12 protein-coding genes, 1 tRNA gene and 1 pseudogene are annotated in these 16,019 nt (G+C 45.4%); 4 read left to right on the forward strand and 10 right to left on the reverse strand.

Annotated elements, in window-relative coordinates:
• Nucleotides 1–11: 11 nt before the first annotated feature.
• The 4 genes from GJU82_RS13705 to sucC form a co-directional block, all read right to left on the reverse strand.
• Nucleotides 12–698: a succinate dehydrogenase cytochrome b subunit gene (locus GJU82_RS13705; protein WP_153632666.1), complete on the reverse strand. Its 687-nt coding sequence runs from the start codon at nt 696–698 to the stop codon at nt 12–14.
• Nucleotides 699–812: 114 nt separating this feature from the next.
• Entirely contained in the window at nt 813–1,679 is an 867-nt protein-coding gene (locus GJU82_RS13710; RefSeq protein WP_153632667.1) for an alpha/beta fold hydrolase, read from the reverse strand.
• Nucleotides 1,680–2,092: 413 nt separating this feature from the next.
• Nucleotides 2,093–2,965 (reverse strand): succinate--CoA ligase subunit alpha, encoded by an 873-nt coding sequence (gene sucD, locus GJU82_RS13715; RefSeq protein WP_153632668.1) that lies wholly within the window; start codon nt 2,963–2,965, stop codon nt 2,093–2,095.
• A 62-nt stretch (nt 2,966–3,027) separates the two neighbouring features.
• Nucleotides 3,028–4,167 carry an ADP-forming succinate--CoA ligase subunit beta gene (sucC, locus tag GJU82_RS13720; protein ID WP_153632669.1) on the reverse strand — a complete coding sequence of 380 codons (1,140 nt, stop codon included), beginning with the start codon at nt 4,165–4,167 and terminating at the stop codon, nt 3,028–3,030.
• Between the two features lie 239 nt (nt 4,168–4,406).
• On the opposite strand from sucC, the pseudogene GJU82_RS17710 reads away from it, so the two are divergent.
• Nucleotides 4,407–4,550 (forward strand): annotated as a pseudogene (locus tag GJU82_RS17710) (AIM24 family protein); the annotation flags it as partial.
• Between the two features lie 26 nt (nt 4,551–4,576).
• On the opposite strand, the gene GJU82_RS17565 reads toward GJU82_RS17710, so the two are convergent.
• Genes GJU82_RS17565 through GJU82_RS13750 form a run of 5 tightly spaced genes read right to left on the reverse strand, consistent with a single transcriptional unit; the run spans nt 4,577 to nt 11,916 of the window.
• Complete coding sequence (locus tag GJU82_RS17565) at nt 4,577–7,162, reverse strand: carboxypeptidase-like regulatory domain-containing protein (RefSeq protein ID WP_228488705.1); 2,586 nt, start codon at nt 7,160–7,162, stop codon at nt 4,577–4,579.
• Nucleotides 7,163–7,172: 10 nt separating this feature from the next.
• The gene (locus GJU82_RS13735; protein WP_153632672.1) at nt 7,173–8,666 is read right to left on the reverse strand and encodes a carboxypeptidase-like regulatory domain-containing protein; all 1,494 of its coding nucleotides are present in this window, start codon (nt 8,664–8,666) and stop codon (nt 7,173–7,175) included.
• Between the two features lie 4 nt (nt 8,667–8,670).
• Entirely contained in the window at nt 8,671–10,230 is a 1,560-nt protein-coding gene (locus GJU82_RS13740) for an aspartyl protease family protein (RefSeq protein WP_153632673.1), read from the reverse strand.
• 22 nt (nt 10,231–10,252) lie between these two features.
• Nucleotides 10,253–11,263, reverse strand: a complete 1,011-nt coding sequence (locus GJU82_RS13745; protein ID WP_153632674.1) for a FecR family protein — start codon at nt 11,261–11,263, stop codon at nt 10,253–10,255.
• The gene (locus GJU82_RS13750) at nt 11,260–11,916 is read right to left on the reverse strand and encodes an RNA polymerase sigma-70 factor (RefSeq protein WP_194831061.1); all 657 of its coding nucleotides are present in this window, start codon (nt 11,914–11,916) and stop codon (nt 11,260–11,262) included. The genes GJU82_RS13745 and GJU82_RS13750 overlap by 4 nt, the downstream gene beginning before the upstream one ends.
• 531 nt (nt 11,917–12,447) lie before the next feature.
• On the opposite strand from GJU82_RS13750, the gene GJU82_RS13755 reads away from it, so the two are divergent.
• Nucleotides 12,448–12,531, forward strand: a tRNA-Leu gene (locus tag GJU82_RS13755).
• A 52-nt stretch (nt 12,532–12,583) separates the two neighbouring features.
• On the opposite strand, the gene GJU82_RS13760 is transcribed toward GJU82_RS13755, so the two are convergent.
• On the reverse strand, nt 12,584–13,039 hold the full coding sequence (locus GJU82_RS13760) for a transposase (RefSeq protein ID WP_153632676.1): 456 nt from the start codon (nt 13,037–13,039) through the stop codon (nt 12,584–12,586).
• A 169-nt stretch (nt 13,040–13,208) separates the two neighbouring features.
• Here GJU82_RS13760 and GJU82_RS13765 point away from each other — a divergent pair, with 169 nt between their 5' ends.
• Nucleotides 13,209–15,440, forward strand: coding sequence for a DUF5916 domain-containing protein (locus GJU82_RS13765; protein WP_153632677.1), 2,232 nt, complete (start codon nt 13,209–13,211; stop codon nt 15,438–15,440).
• A gap of 141 nt (nt 15,441–15,581) precedes the next feature.
• Nucleotides 15,582–15,956 (forward strand): response regulator, encoded by a 375-nt coding sequence (locus GJU82_RS13770; RefSeq protein ID WP_153632678.1) that lies wholly within the window; start codon nt 15,582–15,584, stop codon nt 15,954–15,956.
• Nucleotides 15,957–16,019 lie beyond the last annotated feature (63 nt).

Below are 16,019 nucleotides of genomic sequence, written 5' to 3' on the forward strand. Positions count from 1 at the left end.
TTAAGGTTCAATTAAAACTTAATGAGAAAATACAGCGGGATGTAAGCGAATCCGGCACCAATGACGAAAGCCACCAGGTGAGCCAGAAACTTCAGTCTTTTCATCCATTTGCTGTTATTCAGGCCAATGGTATGGAAAGCGCTCCAGAAACCGTGTGAAATGTGGAGCCCGATCAGAATACCTCCCAGAATGTAAATGATGTCATAAACCGGATAGTGAATAAAGAGGGTGGATACGAGTGCATAAGAGTTTTGTACGCCACCTTCCAGACCGGGACCCGGTTGATTCAGCAGGGGATCGCCGGTGAAACGAATTTTTACATAAAAGTTGAAAAGGTGGATAATCAGGAATATCAGCACCATGCCTCCCAGGATAAACATGTTCTTTTCCGGTGCATACCACTTCAACAGATTGTCGCCGGCCTGATACCCCTTCGGTCTCGCCTTCATGTTTTCAAGGGTAATCCATCCCGACCAAATAATGTGGATAATAAAACCAAGCGCCAGGATTGGTTCAATTATTTTAATAATTGGATTTGTCGCCATGAAATGCGCGGCCTCATTGAACAAAACTCCCGACTTGTCAAACGTCAGGAACAGGTTCAAAGTGAGGTGAACAAACAGGAAGACAATCAGAAAAAGTCCTGTTAAGCTCATAAAAAACTTCCGCCCAATCGAGGCTTTCATGAAACTGCTCATAAGTCCTTGTTTTAAGTAAATTATTCCATGTATGATTTGTGTTGCAAAAAAATCATCACAAATGTAGACGATGGTCATATGCTAAACAACATAACCGAAAGCAAACCAAATAATTTATACTGTTTCTATTAAGTCGTCGGTTTGCTGATTTGAACCATAATATCTGTCATTTTCCGTATGTTCTTCTGAAAAGTTCAAAAATTTGTCTAAAAATAAACTTTTCTCCTCAATGAAACCCACATGTCCACAATTTTCCAACCCGATATAAGTCGCGTTTCGGATATGATGTGCTTCGTTCCATTGTTTGGCAGCCGCCAGTATTTTGTCCTCTTCTCCGGCAAGGATAAAAACCGGGAAAGGAGCTTTGTTCAGAAATTCAAGATAGGAAGGCCTTCTCATAATGGCACGAATTGCTGCAATTGCAGCTTCAGGAGACACTTGGGCAGCGATTTCGCGCAACCGGTCATGTAACTCCGGGAAGCGGTTGAGGTTGCGAGGCGCAAAGTTGTTGTGCAACGAATTGCGAATAATCAGCTCCAGTCGCCCTTTTTCGATTAACCCGATTTCGCGCCGCCTCAGGTCCAATTGAATTTCCGATGCTTCGTCGGCTGATGCGTGCAATAAGGCCAGCCATTTCACTTTCTCAGGGAAAAGATGGGCGAAAGCCAGTGCGTTGTAGCCACCCATCGAATGCCCTGCCAGTGTCAGTTGGCCTGTATGGCTGATTGCTTTCAGAAGAGCGTGTAATTCTTTGGCAAAATCAATAAATGTATAGCCTTCCGGCGGAAGATCGGAATGACCGTGTCCGGGAAAATCGACCGTCAGTATCTGAAAATGACTGGCGAGTTCCGGTAGCAGGTCATCAAAAATGGATGAAGACTCCAGGTACCCATGAAGCAAAACCAACAATTCACCTTCTCCCGAAAGGGAATAGGATAATTTACGTCCGTTGAAAAAGTGGTAAAGTCCGGTCTGGTTCATTCGTGCAAATTAACACATTTCTTCCTTTTCAGAAGGCGAATCGGAAGCAATTTCTCTGTTCAGCTTATGATAAATCAAATGTTTTGAAACATCATTTTTACGTAAATCCCCGGTATTCGGTGGGTTTCTTTTTATTTTAATGGTATCGGGGCGCCCGATCAGTCCAGTTTAAACACAACGGCCAAGGTTATGGAAGAGCAGGGCTATTTACCGGGTTACCTACCGGTGAATAAACGGTGGAGTTACGCGGCAGGTGCCGTTTATAAACACTACCGTGAAAAAGGTTACGATACGTGGGTGTTTAGCCGGAAGCGGCTCAATAACATTCAGTACAAATCCCGGCAGGAAAATAAAAAAGTGGCAACACCCGAAGACATCGCCACTTTTGGAACATTGTATGGATTTTTAAAAAATTACATTCCTAAACGCTCTTTGATGAGAACCGGGATTTCCGTCGGCTTTTTAGCCACCGGAACACCGGCTTCTTCAAATGCTTTGATTTTTTCGGCGGCAGTACCGCTTCCGCTGGAGATAATCGCGCCGGCGTGGCCCATGCGTTTTCCGGGAGGTGCCGTTTGTCCGGCGATAAAGGCGACAACCGGTTTGGTAACTTTTTCCTTGATGAATAGGGCTGCACGTTCTTCAGCATCACCGCCAATTTCACCAATCAGGACAATGGCTTCGGTTTGCGGGTCATTCTCGAACATTTCCAGAAGCTCTTCATAATAAAGCCCGGCCACCGGGTCACCGCCAATCCCTACGCAAGTGCTCTGGCCTAATCCGTTTGTTGTCAGCTGGTTCACCATTTCGTAGGTGAGGGTGCCACTACGGCTCATCAGGCCAACATTACCTTTCTTGAAGATATTTCCCGGTAGGATACCAGCCAGCGCTTCGCCTGGAGTAACCAACCCGGGACAGTTGGGGCCAATCACTTTTGTGCCGTTCTTTTTCAGGTAAGGTATCAGTTTCACCATATCCAGGGTCGGAAGACCTTCGGTAATGGTAATCACCAGTTCCACGCCAGCTTCGGATGCTTCGTAAACGGCATCAGCGGCAAATTTTGGCGGAACAAAAATGATGGATGCATTGGCTTTGGTGGCAGCTACGGCATCTTTCACCGTATTGAAAACCGGAATATCGCCAACTTTCTGTCCACCTTTACCTGGTGAAACCCCGCCAACGACGTTGGTTCCGTATTCTTTCATTTTTTGTGCGTGAAAACTACCGTCGCGACCGGTAATTCCCTGTACAATGAGGCGGGTATCTGAGTTGATTAGAATGCTCATTTGATTTGAATTAAAAATTGAAACAAAGGATAAATCAGTTAATTAATTTCAGAAAACGTCAATTAAGCGGTCTGGCTGGCCATTTCGATGGCTTTTTCAGCAGCTTCGCCCATGGAAGCAACTGTTACCAGGTTTGTCGTCTTCAGTATCTTCAACCCTTCGGCTGCATTGGTCCCTGATAACCGGACGACAATCGGGATTTTCACATCCATCTGGTCCAGTGCCGAGATGATACCTTTCGCTACATCATCGCAACGGGTAATACCACCGAAAATGTTGATCATAACGGATTTAACGTTTTTATCGGCCAGCAGCAGGTTCATGGCATCAATCACCTTCTGCGGGTTCGAGCTACCGCCAATATCAAGGAAGTTAGCCGGTTCGCCACCGTAAATCTTGATAATGTCCATCGTAGCCATGGCCAGTCCGGCGCCGTTCACCATACAACCAATGTTACCATCGAGTTTGATGAAACTCAATCCTTTTTCCTTTGCTTCGATTTCTGTCTTTTCGTCTTCGGTAGGCTCGCGCATTTCCAGAATTTCCGGTTGGCGGAACAGAGCGTTATCGTCGAAGTTCATCTTACCGTCGAGTGCCATCAGGTTACCGTCGGCAGTAATCACCAGCGGATTGATTTCAGCCAGCGAAGCATCGGCATCGATAAACAAACGATAAAGTTTTTCGAACAAATCGGTGCCCTGGCGAACCAGTTTGATGTCATTGAAAAGTTTGAAAGCAATCTGACGGGCCTGGAAAGGCATCAGACCGATTTCGGCATCGATGATAAATTTGTGAATGGCATCGGGGTTATCTTTGGCAACCTCTTCGATTTCGACACCACCTTCGCTACTGGCCATGAATACAACCGACTTGGTATTCCGGTCGATGGTCAGGCCCACGTAAAATTCATCGGTAAACGAAATGGCTTTGGCAGTCAACACCTTCTCAACAGTGTAACCTTTGATGTCCATTCCAAGGATTTGGTTAGCCGCATTAATCAGTTCTTCTTTGGTTTTTGCCAGTTTTACACCACCGGCTTTACCGCGTCCTCCTGCAAGAACCTGGGCTTTTACCACAACGGGCAGCCCCAGTTTTTCAGCAGCTTTTTCCACATCTTCTACTGAGTGGCAGAGAATCTCATCCGAGACAGGGATCTCATAATCGGCAAATATCTGCTTTGCCTGGTATTCGTGAATTTTCATTTAATGCTGGTTGTTAGAGTTCTTAACTAACTATTTGAATAAATTTTTTACAATCATTCAATTTGTAACGTGAATTTTTATGTAAACCTACCTACTTAAATAAGCCTCTAAAGTATTGAAAAATATGAATAAATAAATATGTTGTATATCACATGAAACAGGTTCAAAAAAGCATGGATTGCGCTCTTAAATGAAATCCGCTGACTTTAGAGGTTTTTCCATCATTAACAAAAGAATAGGTGATTGGTTTTACCTATCGTGAATTCATTATCGGCCGGAGGCGCTTGCTCACCGGAGAGTCACTGTTTCTGACACATTTTACCCATCATGGATTTGGAAAAGGACACGTGGCATTTGCGGCTCCTTGCCCCGGTACCATTCTTCCAATCGACTTACCAAATCATTTGCCTTACTCTACTTTCAGTTGCCCATCCTTGCTGAACCAGGTTCCGTCAAGGGTGATTCCTTCAATGTGGACATTGTATGTCGACTTTAAATTACTTGTCTTAAAGTTGAGATGTGCTTCCCCTTTTTCGTTGGTAAAAACAACGGGTGCCCACAGCAATGTTGTTTCCAGGTTGTACTTGGATTTTCCTATTGGTTGAGGTGAAAATTTTCTTGACACCCGGAACCCGTTGTCATACTCCGGGCCTTTATCTTTCTCCGGTCCGATGCGTTTTCCCTTCTTTGTGGTGATTTCAATGACACCCACCGAGTTTAAACCAGTGTACTTAGCCATATCCGAGAGTTTTGTGGAAACATGGATATCTTCGACACTCATTGGTGGGATAGCACTTAACGTAGAAGCAGATGTTCCCAGTTGCTGTCCATCGATCACGATTAACGCACCTCCCTGGTTCAACAGGCTGTTATGCGAACCTTTGAAGACAATCCTTTCTCCCATCAAATCGAAGGGTTTAATCATGTTGATGATATCGAGCAGGTTAGTAGATTGATCGAGATATGCTCTCCAAAAGTCGTCTTTTCTTTTATTGTTAAGAGCATCCAATTTTTTGTCGGGAACAGAAGCAAACAAATCCGGATTTGTTTCAAAATAAGCTGTCTGAAGGAGGTTCATTTCAGTTTTCCATGGATCGTATTTCGGTTTGCTGCAGATATAGTCGGCCACCTTTTCGGCAAAGCTTTTGTCCAGCTTGACGGTGAGATTCTTCTTGCCTGAATCATCAGTAGCGTTAATGGTCAGATTGTTCGGGTTGGACAGTAGCGGAGAGTCAATGGTAAAATGTCCGTTTTCATCGCTGGCGGTGGTAAATACCTGCATGCTGGTATTGACAACATTGACTTTGGCCTTCGCCACGGGTTGATCTTTATGGTCGAAAACCATTCCGGAAATACCGATATTCAATTCAGCGGGTGTTTCAGAAGCAGAGTCCTTAAATGAGCGAACTACATCCCAATTGAAATTTTGCAGATGGTTGGCCATCAGGTAAAATTTAAAACGGGCGGCATTTTTCTCCGATTCAGGATTTGGCAGGGGGATGGGCAACGAAGTTCCGCAGTTTAGAAGAGATATGCCGCATGCTTCATGAATATTGGCGTGCGTGTCCGTTACGGAGACGGCGATTTCGCCTTTGACCGGATTTCCGTTTTCGTCGGTTAATTTGACATGAATTTTCCCATCCTGGTCGGTTCCCAGTGATCCGGAAAATTCAGCATTTACTTTTACTGATTTACCTTTGTTGATGTTGACCAATCTCTGCCCCCGTAAATTCCCCGCTTCGTCAAAAACGGACAGCAACGTAACCCCCTGGCGGAAAATGTTCAGGTTAACCGGAATCCTTCCGGCAGCTCCAATTTTGAATTCAGAGGCCCAGGCCATGTCACCATGGTCCACAGCCAGCATGGAGTATGTATTTTTTTCGCTGCCTGTTGGTCTTTTAATTGTTACCCATAGTGTATCAGCATTGTTTTGGCTTGCGGTAATAGAAACGGCCTTTGGATCGGGTTGCGGTAACGAAAATTCCTGGCCTTTACTGGGTTCACTGGTAACCACGAGTTTCAATTGGTTGTCATTCCGGGAAACGAGACTAAAAATACCTAACCCGGGAGCGACGGTCCCTGCTTTTGCTAATAGTTTGCCGCTATGATCGACTACATTGCCGCTTACATCAGTTGGGTTGCCAAAGGCATCGGAAGCACGTAATGCCACCATTTGAGCCGATGCAGGTACCAGGTTTCCTCCTTCCGGGAAAAAGTGAATGGTGAGCTGGTCGTTCGCGAGCGGAACATGGTTACTGAAATGATAATCCTCTTTGTTCTCGTTGAACTCAACATCCACCATTAATGGTGTTTCAAGCTGATTTTTGGGAGCGTTAAAAGAGACAAGAGCACTTCCGTTCTTTTCCGTTTTTACTTTTCCGGAAGCAAGGGTATTATCGCCAGTATGGGCAGAGTACTTTATTTTCACATTCGCTTCAGGTTTTTGGCGGAGGTCCGAAATAAGAAGTTTGGCGGTTACATTCTCTCCGGGCTGATAGAAAGGCTTGTCGAAAACCATGTCGTAGTGCAGGTTTTGTTGTTCTGGCCGCTTGATGATGATGCGCTTGTGGAAGATCTGGCTTACCGGCCTGTAAGTCATTTCCGGAGTGTAGGCAATCAGGTAGTAATTTCCTTGCACTACGGCTTCCGGAAGTTTGAAATCGCCATTGGTAATGCCATTCTGAAGTTTGAACCGATCGCTCTTGATTTCATCTCCTTTATCGCTAATTAACCGGACATCCAGTTCCAGGCTTTTCAGTGATGGGAGATGTGTCAGTACGTCGGTAACATAGCCTTTGAACCACAGGTCTTCACCCGGGCGGTATAGCGATTTATCAGTTGAAACGTACACTTCCTGGTTAACCGTTTGCAGCCGGTAATTTTTTAAATGATTGGTAAGCTGATCAATTAAGTGAGGTTTCTCTGTTTCCTGGGCATGCAGCCATCCGGCAAAGAGAAAAAAAACTGACAGAATAAGACGGATAATTGATTTCATAGCTGTGGTGTTATTGTTGATTTTTATTTCCTGAAGGATTAACATTTTGCTTCAGTGCATTACGCAGATCTTCATCGGGTTTTATCACGTTATAGTTTTCCCAAAATTGTGGGTCATAATTACCAATGAAGTCGGTAAAAATATCGTTCGACCGAAAAATCCCCGATGGTCCGAATCGTGCCCTTCGCGGGAAGCGGTACTGCTGCGTGACCACCATATCGGAAATGCTGCTGAATATGGAACGCCTGTGATTTAATTTGTTGCGTACCCTGAACTGAACATCGGTTCGGGCCATGTAGAAACTCCATTTTCCGTTTAGTTTCCGGTAGGTGATTCTGTATTCGGCCCTGATAGGCTGTGTTTTTATGCCGTGAGGTTGTTTTTTAATGAACGATTCGCCCAGAATTTTTAAACTCTTATTGTCTAACGAAAAGTCAGCCATAATCAAGGCGTACGATTCCGCATCGATGAGGAAGTAGCCGTTAAAACAGGGATAATCCACTTTCTCTTTTCGCGCAAAGCGGATAACCCAGGCTACCCGGCCGTTATATACAATCGGTTGTTCGAACTTGTAGCGATAAATCTGTTCGTATTGTGGGTCGAGAAAACTTTCCAGGTTTTTCACTACATCGAGTTTGGTAATGTAATAGGGGCCACCTTGAATTTTCAACTTGACATCTTTGTACAAACTGTTAAATTCACTTTTCCGGCCTTTGACAAACCGCACTTTATCACTTCCAACCCCTCTGTAAGGGCTTTTCAACATCTCCATCACGGCTTCCCACATGCCCATATACTCGCCGTCCTGTTTGACTGTTTCGCGATAGAAAGTAGTCATCAACTGGGGAGTAAGCGTGTAGTTATCTGTAATATGAGCTCTGAACCGGGCAATAATTTCTTCCGGTCCTACCGGTTTTATCCTTACTTCACGCAAGTGGTATGAGACCGGTTTGAGGTCGATTTGACTTACATTTTTCAGGCTATCCGGTGCAATGTGGAACTCTACATAGCCCAGACAACTGATGAGAATATTATGGTCGAGCAATCTTTGCGGGATAACCAAATCGAAGCGGCCGTCGGAGTTGGTAATGGTACCGATGCTCTGCCCTTCGATGGATACGGAGGCGTAGGGTACCGGATCGTGGCTTTTACGATTGATTACTTGTGCGGAAACACGCAGCGGTTCTCTTTCAATGGGTTTGATAATAATCTGGTTGTCGATAACCTCGAATTGATAGTGGCGGCCCGGAAGAAGCTTACGTAAAACATCCTTCAGCGGCATTTTCTTGGCGTAGCACGAATGGAGGCCTGTTGGCAGAATTTGTGGGTTGTACGAAAAATAGAGATCGTTTTCGATTACCAACCGGTCAATGATATTTTCGACAGATGAGCTGTCGACGGAAATCGTGATAGGACGTTGCAGTACGGAAAGAGCTTCCTGGGCATATACTCCGGGCACAAAAAGGCATAAAAGCCACAACAGAATTCCGTACTTTTTAAACATAGGTCTAGAAAACTTTTTGCAGGCGAAAATCGGCCGTTACCAATTGTCCGTTTCGTTTTACCTGCATTTTTATGTTTCGGTCCTCCCGGCTCATCAGGAGCTGGTTGATCTCGCTTAGCGTAATGTCTTTAGCAGACGTGTGGTTTATGTACACGATTACATCATCCGGCAATAATCCGGCCAAGTCGCCGGGCGAACCCTCCTGCACATTAATAATCTTATAATAGGGCAAGCCAGGCATCGGATTCACAATATCGATTCCGCTCATGTTGTAATGGAACGGTTCATGAATTTTACGTCCCGGCTGCAACAGCATTCGTTGATTGGAATAGTCGATAACAACAATAAAACGCCGCAGAATTTCACCCCCTACACTTCCGTTTCGTTCTTTTCCGAGCGTTCCTCCAATGTGGCTGGTATCTGGGAACGAAGCTATCGGCCCGGCAAATTCTATTTTGCCAATCCGGATAGCCTGTATCCGGCCTTTCTTTCCGTAAAGGTTACCTGCCATTCCTCGTCCCAGGAAAGTATCGATACTGTTTCCTGGCGGCTGAAGCCGGTTGTCAGAAACCGGAGATAACCAGACTGCATTGCTGAACCCTAAATCGACCATTAGTTTTACCGGAACGATTTCATTATTTTCTATGGTTACAGTGGCTTTCATCAGCGGTTTTGAGGCGGTGAGCCCGAGACTGACCGTTTCCGATTTTCGCAAAGCCCGTTTCATGTTGAACCGCTCCGGTTGATAAAGGTAAATTATCTTGCGTGCATAATCGATTTTTATGACATAATCTTTAAACAGGTTAAACCCAATTAAACCGTGAACAGGGATGCCAATCAGCGGTGACATCCTCAAATTCGGGTTGTCCAATACATGAACGGTTTGATTATAACCTGTCAGTCCGGCAAGTTCGATTTTATTATTAAACGAAGTGTAGGCATTGACTTCTTTCAGTTCTCCCAGGCCGGTAAGTTTTAGTGGCTGCAGGAATTTCAGGTTGAGTCGATTGGTGTCGGGAAGTTCGGTGATGGTAGGAACTTTCACACCGGTGTCAAGAATGAAATTCAGGTTCTGCGAATTATTAATCCGGACAGGAATGATGATGAGGTTACTGGCGTCGATGAATGGGATGGCAACGAATTTCCGTTTGGGGCGGTTGAAGAGAAACGATCGGTGGGACGATTTTCCGGCTGATTCCGTTCGAAATTGGCTGTTCAGGTTATTGTTAAACAGATCGTGGACTATGAGATGCCTGTTCGATACCATGAAGTCAAGCCGGTAACGATTCAGTAATTCCTTTAGCACATCTCCCGCCGCTTCGTTCTCGCACCGAAAACTGACCAGCTCATTTGCATCTGCATTGGCATTGTAGGTTAATTGCAACCCGAGGATATCACTTACGTGATGAATAATGTCAATGAGCGGTTCCTCCTTTGCCTGGAGAGAAATTTCTTTTTGCAGGATCGGTTCCTGTGCTTTTATATGCGGGCAGGGAAGTGTTAAAAGGAAAATTACCACCAGGTTGAATACGATAATGATACGTTTTCCTTTAAGCCGTTTCAAATCGCCGCCCCCTTTCCTGTGATTATTTTTTCATGGCAAACACAATACCATCGTCGGTTTTCGATACCTTCAGGTTCAGGGTCCGGCCAATTACATCGATAATGAAATCAAGATTCTGTGTTTCAAAATCAGCGGTATATCGCAGCGTGTCGATATAGGCATCGGCGCCTTCTACTTTTACATGGTAAGTATTTTCGAGTACGCTGAAAACATCGGAAAGCGGTGTGTTTTTGAACTTGATTTCTTTGTTCATCCACGACAGATAATTCGGAGCTACACCTAATTCGCGGGAAGTCGAACCATCGCTTAAATTCACCCAGCCGCGTTGTCCGGCAGGCAAAATCTCTTCTGTTTGCTTCCCTTCCGTTTTACGCGTCGAAACCAGACGGACGGTACCGGTACGCACATTCACCTCGACTTTCTCCTTGCCGGGATAGGCCGAAACATTGAAAGATGTGCCCAATACTTCGATTTGCGCACCTTCCGTTTCGATGATAAATGGATGTATCGGGTCGTGATGGACATCGAAAAATGCTTCACCAACCAGTTTTACGGTTCTTTTCTGTCCCGAAAAACGCTTCGGATATTCGATACGGGAATTGGCATTCATACTAACAATGGTTCCGTCGGGTAAAGTAACTTGTTTGATAACGGCGGGCTGCATCACGGTTTGTTGAACGGCCCATTGTGCTTCGATTGATTTTTCAGGTCGGGTGAGCCAATAACCGGTAATGCCAAGTGCGACCAGTGCGATTACGGCAGCGGCATATTGCATGATGCGCCGGAACAAGTGTCGGGTTGGCCGTTGTACTGGTTGAGGTGTCTCATCGAGTTGTTTATTTAGTTGCGCCCATGCCTTCTCCGGGTTAGCAGCCGAATGGCTGAAAACCGCACCGCTCAGCTCCCAGGCGTCACGCATCTCCCGCATCTCAGAGGTTTCCTCTCCCGAAAACGTCTCCGTACCTCTTTCGCCGTTCAGGAAAGCAGTCCACTCTTCCGGCGTCAGTTTCGATATGTTCTTCTCGCTTTTCATAATCTGTATGGAAGACAGTTAATCAGCTTTTTACCCTTAACGGGAATGAGTTGGTATGGTAAATTATTTTTCGGTTGGTTGATTCCTGTTTCCAGGAAGAAGAGGACCAGGTGACGATAATCCTTCAACGACGTTCTCAATTGTTTCAGCGCCAGTGTCATTTGTGTTTCAACGGTTTTCACCGAAATATTTAATTGTTCGGCAATTTCACGATACTTCAGACCTTCTTCCCGTGCCAGGCGGAAAATTTCCTGTCGTTTTTCCGGCAAAGCCGAAACCGCTGCATCAATTTTCTCTTTCAAACCTACTTCCACATAAAAATCACTGTAGTCGTATCGGTCCGACTCCCGTTCCATCACCATATGAGCGTAACCCGACATGATTTTCCGGTGTTCGAGATAGTTGAGGCTCAGGTTGCGAACGGCCCGAAACAAATAACTGCGGAGGGAAGAGGTAATCATCAGTTCTTTTCGTTTTTGCCAGAATTTGAGAAACACATCCTGTACAACACTTTCTGAAGGCTCCATGTCGCCCAGAAAGCGAAAGGCATATGCAACCATCGGGCTATAGCACTCATAAAAGAGCGCCTCAAAAACTTGTTTATCGCCTTCGCGGATAGCCTGAAGCCGTCTGTTATCCTCGTCCTGTATCATCCTGGAATTTTGCATCGCCTCCTCAGTATAATAGTATAGTGACAGTTCTCCATCAAAACACCCTTTTGTTAAGAGGCGTAATTTTAATTAATGCATTAATTTAATGAAAAAGAGCTACAATCGACGAGCTGTCGCGAAATTATTGGACAACGTGAGATACGTTCCCATAGAAAATTCACGGTACCGGAACTTTCCGGCAATTTTTTATCTTTGATGCTTTTCGCAGAATATACCGAACTACTAATTTGACTTTTAACATGATGGAGAGAGAAAGTACCTGACGGTTTTCCCGGGCATTTTGGGTGGCTAATACCGTTGAACTGTTTGACCGGGCGGCCTACTACGGAGTTTTCCGGTTTACGTGGGCGTGCTGCCAGGTGGGACATTCTCCCGGCGATTTACGGAAAAGTGACGGCAGCCATTGATGCCCGTCGAATAAAGGGAACCTGAGTTTTTTCCGTGGAAAATATTTTTCGGACGTGAATTTTTGATCTATATTTGTGCCGCGCCGGAAAAACCGGTAGTCTACTCGCCCGGGTGGCGGAATTGGTAGACGCGCTGGACTCAAAATCCAGTGGTAGCAATATCGTGCGGGTTCGATTCCCGCCCCGGGTACTGAAACCTTCTTCCGAAAGGGAGAAGGCTTTTTTATGCCCGGAATTTCGTTCTAGTCCCCAAACAGTTTTTCTTCCCGGAAGGGAATGTGATGGTAACGAAGGAATTCGATGTACTCTTCCCGGAAGGATTTATGCAGGTGATGTTGCTGATGACTCTGGATGAACCGCATGGTACTTTCGAGTTGTGAACGGCTGATGGAATAGGCGGCGAATCCCTTTTGCCAGGTAAACCCTTTACAATTGTCGAAGTGTTGTCGCAACCAGGTTTGTGAAGCTTCCTTAAGTGGTAGTACAGCTGACTCTATGGAAAGCCTTGCAGGAATGGCGAGTAACAGGTGTACATGATTTTCGGTTCCGCCAAGCGTAATTAAACGGCTTCCCCTCGATTTGGCAATTGGCGAAAGATAGGATACCATATGGGAGCGTATATCGGGTGACAGGTAACTTCGCTGGCCCATCGTCCCAAACACCACATGCATCAAACAACTGATAAATGTATTTTCCACGGAAGTTTAAATTGGTTCATCTTCAAGATACTAAATAATCTCATTTGGTGCGAGGTCAATCATTACGTTATCTCAAGTTCATGGTGAAAAATGTAATGTTATTGTTGTTTTGACTATAAGATTGATTTTTCTATCTTGCAGCGTACAAATGATTGAATACTAACTGACTATGAAATCAGCTAAAGCGTTGTCGGTACTGGCATTTTTGCTGGCAACCGTGCCAGAAGGAGTCTATGCGAGTAGCAATAAAAACCTGCCCGAGCAAACCATCTCGTTGTCACGGAAGGGTTCCACGGTTACCATCAATACCATAAACAAGGACTATGTTCTGCATGTGAAAAAGCGGACCGGCCCGATTAAACTTGATGGAGTGCTCGATGAGGAAGACTGGAAACGAGCGCAAAAGGCCACCGACTTTTACATGGTTTTGCCATACGATACCGGTTATGCTGCCGCAAAGTCGGAAGTGATGATGACTTATGGCGACAAGGCTTTTTACCTGGCGTTTGTTTTTTACGACACCATACCGGGTAAACGTCCGGTAGAGTCGTTGCGGCGCGATTTTGTCTTTGGTAATAACGATAATTTCCTGCTGTTTCTCGATACGTACAACGACCAAACCACCGGCTATTCGTTCGGGGTTAACGCGGCGGGAGCTAAATGGGACGGAACGATGAGTGATGGTCACAACGTAAATTTGATTTGGGATTGTAAATGGCAGTCGAAGACCAAAAATTACAAGGACCGTTGGGTCACCGAAATGCGCATTCCGTTTAAGTCGATCCGGTATCAAAGTGGCGTCGCTCACTGGAATGTGCAGTTCTCGCGTTTGGATCTAAAACGGAACGAAAAGTCGGCCTGGGCACCTGTTCCGCAGCAATTTGCAACAGCTTCGCTGGCATATGCCGGCGTGTTGCAATGGGAAACGCCTCCGCCAAAATCAGGGCTTCAGTTTTCGCTCATTCCCTACATCTTCGGAAGTGCTTCGCGCGATTTTGAGGCCGGGACCGATACCCGTTACCGGAAAGATTTTGGAATGGACGCCAAACTGGGGCTCTCGTCATCACTTAACCTCGATCTCACTTACAATCCTGATTTTTCGCAGGCGGAAGTTGACGATCAGGTAACCAATCTCGATCGGTTCGAGTTGTATTACCCCGAAAAGCGACAATTTTTTCTGGAAAACAGCGACCTGTTTGCCAATTATGGTTCTGATCAAATCCGTCCGTTCTTTTCACGTCGCATTGGTTTGGATTCGCCTGTATTGGGCGGTGCCCGTTTAAGCGGAAAACTAGGAAATGGCTGGCGACTTGGTGTGATGGACCTGGAAACGGAAAAGCAGGGTGATTTGCTGGCGCACAACTTCTTTGTGGCTTCGGTGCAAAAGAAAGTTTTTTCGCGCTCGAATATCGGGGCCATCTTTGTGAATAAGCAGAACATGAACGTTCCTTCCGGTTTTACTGGGAACGAATACAACCGGGTAGCTGGTTTGGAATACAATCTGGCCAGTTCGAACAATTACTGGACGGGCGAATTTTTCGGGTTACGTTCGTTTACGCCAGGCGTGAATTCCGGAAAGCAGTTTGCGCAGGGGACCCAGTTAAATTATTCGCGGAAGCAATATGACCTGGGAATCAAAGAATATTATGTAGGGAAAAACTACAATGCCGAAACCGGGTACGTTCCCCGTGTGGATTATTTGCGCCTGAATCCGACGGCTACTGTTCGGTTTTATCCGGACAAAAGCAATGTGGAATATCACGGTTTTTTCACCGAGCTGGATACCTATCTCCGTCCGGGAGATATGGAATTAACCGATCGCGAAGTCAGCTTCGATTACTTTTTCCAGTTTCATAACCGAAGTCACCTTGAACTGGAAACCAATTTCTGGTACATCAAGCTGCGCAACGCTTTCGATCCCACCAACCAGGGGAATCATTTTCTGGAAGCGGGTACCGGTTACAATTGGTTCGATGCCACGTTGATTTATCAGTCGGATAACCGGAAAACCTTCAAGTACGAGCTTTCTTCCGGTTACGGTGGCTTCTTTAATGGAAACCGTTTGCATGCCGAAGGAATGTTGAACTACCGTTTTCAGCCGTTTGGATATGTTTCCGTGGTGTTCAGTTACAATAACCTGATGTTGCCACGGCCCTGGGGCGATACTGGTTACTGGTTGGTTGGTCCGAAGCTGGATGTGACCTTTACTGATAAACTGTTCTTCACTACCTATGTGCAATACAATGAGCAGATTGATAACATCAATGTGAATGCCCGGCTACAATGGCGGTATCAACCGGTATCGGATATTTACCTGGTGTACGCCGACAACTATTTCCCGGGAAACATGCAGGCAAAGAACAGGGCGCTGGTTTTCAAAATAACTTATTGGTTCAATTGATTGTTACAATGATTTAGGAAATAATAAGTTGGTAGAAGTGAGCGTTTATTTCATGTCCTGTGTATTTTTCGGCCTATAAAAGCAGGACTAATTTTTTTTGTATATATTTGAAATTCACAGGATCCCAAAAGTTAAACATAAGTGGAAAACCCAGAGAAAAAATCCGTTATTCTTGTTGTCGAAGATGCCGAATCCAACTATCTGTACCTGAAAGCTGTTTTGCGTAAGATTGATGCAGAAATGATTTGGGTCAAGAACGGGCAGGAAGCGGTTAAAACGGTCAAAACGAACCCGGCGGTTAGTTTGGTATTGATGGATTTACAAATGCCCATCATGAATGGCTTCGATGCCACCCGTAAGATTAAGGAGATCAGACCAGAGTTGCCGGTGATTGCCCAAACCGCTTTTGTGATGCCGGAAGATGTAGAAATGGCGAAGGAGAGTGGGTGTGACGACTTCTGGGCCAAGCCCATTAAATCGAACGATATTCTAGGTAAAATAAAAAATTTCCTCTGAACGACTTAGATCATTTACACCGCCTGTTCAAGGCGGTTTTTTTTCATGTGCTTTTTCTGAGAC

The organism is Prolixibacter sp. SD074 (assembly GCF_009617895.1).
Taxonomy (GTDB): Bacteria; Bacteroidota; Bacteroidia; order Bacteroidales; family Prolixibacteraceae; genus Prolixibacter.